Origin of the sequence: Burkholderia sp. Ax-1720 (assembly GCF_011753035.1) — a bacterium.
GTDB classification, from domain to species: domain Bacteria; phylum Pseudomonadota; class Gammaproteobacteria; order Burkholderiales; family Burkholderiaceae; genus Burkholderia; species Burkholderia gladioli.
On sequence record NZ_VWWK01000371.1, the window covers coordinates 1 to 2,300 of the forward strand.

Genomic DNA, 2,300 nt, shown 5'->3' on the forward strand with positions numbered 1-2,300 from the left:
CGGCGCCTGAGCGCGGCGCCGGCCGGGTGGGGCGGCCCGGCGGCTCGGCGTCTTGCCGCTCCCCGCTCGCTCCCATCCTCCGGGCTGCCCGCCCCAACGTCTGCCCCGCGCCACGCCGGCGCGCATCGCGATCGTTCGCGCCTCGGCCATGCGCGCTATGATCGGATCACGCGCGCTGGCGCATCGCGCCTTCCCACCGACCCCGTCACCAAGGATTGCCGCATGACCGATACTCCCGGCTCCAACCCGTTCTCCGGCTTCACCGGCTTCACGCCCTCCGACATGCTCGACCGGATGTGGGACATGATGCGGCTTTCGCCGTTCGGCGCCGGGATCGGGGCGGCGGCACCGAGCGGCCTGCCGCCGTCGCTGTCGGCGATGTCCGACATGATGTCGCCGCTGTCGAGCGTCGAGGAGCTCGACAAGCGCATCACCGACCTGCGCGCCGTCGAGCAATGGCTCAAGCTCAACCTCGGCATGCTGCAGTCGGCGATCCAGGCGCTCGAGGTGCAGCGCGCCACGCTGGCGACGCTGCGCGCGTTCGGCGCGCTGGCCAAGGAATCGATGTCGGCCGCCGAGGCCGCCATGGCCAAGGACACGGCGGCGCCGGCGGGGCCGTCAGCCTCGCGCGCCGCGTCCGAGCCGCCGCCGCAAGCCTTCGGCGGACCCGGCCCGGCCGGCGCCGGCAAGCCGGGCGCCGAAACGCCGCCGCCCGGCGCGATGCCCGGCGGCGAGGCCTTCGATCCGGCCGGCTGGTGGAACCTGCTGCAGTCGCAGTTCAACCAGCTCGCCAGTTTCGCGATGACCCAGCCCGGCGCGGCCGGCGCTGCCCCCGCGGGTGCGAAGCCGGCCGGCGGTGGCGCGCGAGCGCCCGGACCCGCGGCCCCCGGCGCCGCGCCGCCCGAACGCAAGCCGGCCACGCGCCGCGCCGCGCGGCCCAGGCCGCGCGCGGCGGCGCCCGAGGCGCCGGACGATGCGCACGACGCAGCGCCGCCGGCCGCGAAATCCTCGCGCAAGCGCAGCCCGTGATGCGCTGCGCCCTCACCGACTGAGGCCCGCATGCGGCTCGCGCTCGTTCTGATGGGAGGCGGCGCGCGCGCCGCCTATCAGGCCGGCGTGCTGTCCGCGCTGGCCGAGATCGCGCGCGAGGTCGAGCCGACCCGCCGCGAGCTGCCCTTCGCGATCGTCTGCGGCTCCTCGGCCGGCGCCATCAACGCCGCCGCGATCGCCAGCCACGCCGACGACTTCCCGCATGGCGCCGCGCGCCTGCTCTCGTTCTGGGAGCACCTGCGCGCCGAAATGATCTACCGCACCGACTGGCTCGGCGTGGCCGCCGCGGGCGCGCGCTGGCTGGCCGCGATGAGCCTGGGCTGGGCCGCGCGCCGTTCGCCGCGCGCGCTGCTCGACAACGCGCCACTGGCCCACCTGCTGCAGCGCGAGCTGAACTTCCACCGGGTCGGCCAGATGCTCGGCGCGCGCAAGCTGCACGCGCTGTCGATCACCGCGCTCAGCTACACCAGCGGCCGCCACCTGACCTTCTACGAGGGCAGCGAGCCGATCCACGCCTGGCGGCGCGCCCAGCGCACGGCGCGGATGGTCGACCTGTCGGCCGCGCACCTGCTGGCCTCCTCGGCGATCCCCTTCGTGTTTCCGGCGGTGCCGCTGGTGATCGACGGGCGCATCGAGTATTTCGGCGACGGCTCGATCCGCCAGATCGCGCCGCTGTCGCCGGCGATCCATTTCGGCGGCGACCGGATCGTGGTGATCGGCGCGGCCGCCGCGCGTCCCGAGGTGCCGGCGGCGAACGGGCACGCGAGCGCCTATCCGTCGCTGGCGCAGATCGGCCAGCAGGTGCTGGCCAGCGTGTTCCTCGATTCGATCGGCACCGACATCGAGCACATCGAGCACGTCAACCGCGTGGTCGAGCACCTGCCGCGCCAGGTCGAGCCCGAGAGCGGCTGGCGCCATGTCGACGTGCTGGCGATCGCGCCTTCCGAGCGCATCGAGCTGATCGCCGCCAAGCACCTGCGGCGGCTGCCGGCCACGGTGCGCGCGCTGCTCGGCGCGATGGGCGGCAACCAGCCGGCCGGCGCCTCGTTCGCGAGCTACCTGCTGTTCGAGGCGGAGTTCACGCGCGAGCTGATCGCGCTCGGCCATGCCGACGCGATGCGGCAGCGCGAGACGCTGGCCGAATGGATCGCCTCGGCCAGCCCCGGCGGCGGCTCGCCGCCGCGCGTGCCGCCGCCGGTGGTGTCGCCGGTGGTGTCGCCGGTGGTGCGGCCGGTGGTGCGGCCGGTGGC

At 75.2% G+C, this 2,300-nt stretch carries 2 protein-coding genes; both read left to right on the plus strand.

The features are described 5' to 3' along the window. Positions 1-222: 222 nt before the first annotated feature. Positions 223-1,029, plus strand: a complete 807-nt coding sequence (locus F3J18_RS36785; RefSeq protein WP_166917057.1) for a PhaM family polyhydroxyalkanoate granule multifunctional regulatory protein — start codon at positions 223-225, stop codon at positions 1,027-1,029. Between the two features lie 30 nt (positions 1,030-1,059). Then, on the plus strand, positions 1,060-2,300 hold a 1,241-nt coding region (locus F3J18_RS36790), incomplete at its 3' end, for a patatin-like phospholipase family protein (protein ID WP_240156517.1).